The following is a 1,342-nucleotide window of genomic DNA, read 5'->3' as shown; positions in this document are numbered from 1 at the left end:
AAGTTCTGATAATATAATTTTATCATTTTTTGACCTGATATTTACAGGTTTGTTTAGCATGCCCTAAATTCAGCCGGAATACTATTTTTGATCAGATACTTGACAAGAATTAGCTGGTTTAACTGAAGGTTTTAATGCTTAATTCACATTGAAATTATAACGCATATGTTATATAATTTAAGTGCGGAGGTAACTGCCATTGTTTATAATTGAATTTTACTCTAATAATAACCACTCGCCTCTTTTTGATTTCCTTAATTCAATCCCCAAAAAGGATGCCGCTAAAATTTATAAAGAAATTGACATGTTGCAAGAATTCGGATTGTCCCTTGGTATGCCTTATATAAAAAAACTCAGTGATACTAATGGTCTTTGGGAACTAAGGGTGAAACATTCCACAAATAATTATAGAGTTTTTTATTTCACTGTTAAAAATTCTAAAATCATTATGCTAAATGGTTTTCTAAAAAAGACACAGAAAACACCTAAAAAAGAATTGGATCGAGCAGTAACTTATATGAATGATTACCTTGAAAGGAATGATAACCATGAAATTTGAAGATGCTAAAAAAATTATGATGGAAAATGAAGAATTTAAAAATGAATATGAAGCATTGGGACCAATTTATGAAATTAAGAAAGAGCTTATTCGTCTTCGCCTTGAAAAAGGACTCTCTCAAAAGGATTTAGCAGAATTAGTTGGTACAAAACAATCTGCGATATCTCGATTAGAAAATGGATCATACAATCCAAGTATTGAATTTCTTAATAAAATCGCAACCGCTTTAGATACTAAACTTCATGTCACATTTCACTAACATGACCAGCTTTGCTGGTTTTTTATTTTTCTACCATCAGCATTAAAACTTTTAGTTAACGTTCCCGCGATTCCCGACGTTTCTGAGCTCCGCTTTCATACTGCAATTTCTACTTCAATTTCTTCTTCATCTATCTCAACAGTACCAACCTCATGAAAATCTACGGAGATTGGCAGCATAGTTGCCTCTCTCATGAAAGTATGTTCTTTCATTCCATACACCCGCCTTCATTATCGCCACCGCAACTGTGATGCCAAAGGAAATGTTGGGAATCGGCGTGTTAACGGATGTTGCCTTTTCCGGTTTTAATATCAGTCAGAATGAATCCATGTTGAACCTAACCCTTTTTAGACGCCACTTAGCGCTTGTCACTGCGCTTCTAATTGTGAGCTGAGTGGCGGCGACACCCTAGACTCTTAACCTAAACTTCTGGCATTGCACAACTTAACCAATTCTGATCGTGAATCTGTCAATGACTCCATTGTATAAATAGTTAAGATAACAATGACGCTTTTTTGCTGCTG

Annotated in this window: 2 protein-coding genes; both read left to right on the top strand. The window is 34.6% G+C overall.

Going from position 1 to position 1,342, the window contains the following annotated elements:
- Positions 1-199 precede the first annotated feature (199 nt).
- Positions 200-559, top strand: a complete 360-nt coding sequence (locus tag KHM83_RS19550) for a type II toxin-antitoxin system RelE/ParE family toxin (RefSeq protein WP_213238722.1) — start codon at positions 200-202, stop codon at positions 557-559.
- The gene (locus KHM83_RS19545) at positions 549-818 is read left to right on the top strand and encodes a helix-turn-helix transcriptional regulator (RefSeq protein ID WP_213238721.1); all 270 of its coding nucleotides are present in this window, start codon (positions 549-551) and stop codon (positions 816-818) included. Before KHM83_RS19550 ends, KHM83_RS19545 begins: the two co-directional genes overlap by 11 nt.
- Positions 819-1,342 lie beyond the last annotated feature (524 nt).

Source organism: Fusibacter paucivorans (assembly GCF_018390735.1).
In the GTDB taxonomy this organism is placed as follows: Bacteria; Bacillota; Clostridia; order Peptostreptococcales; family Acidaminobacteraceae; genus Fusibacter; species Fusibacter paucivorans.
The sequence above is the reverse complement of the archived record's forward strand: the minus strand, read 5'-3'. Positions and strand labels throughout refer to the sequence as shown.

Excerpts from the sequence above, each read along its gene's own strand:
- KHM83_RS19545 (WP_213238721.1), top strand. The coding sequence starts at position 549 with ATGAAATTTGAAGATGCTAAAAAAATTATGATGGAAAATGAAGAATTT.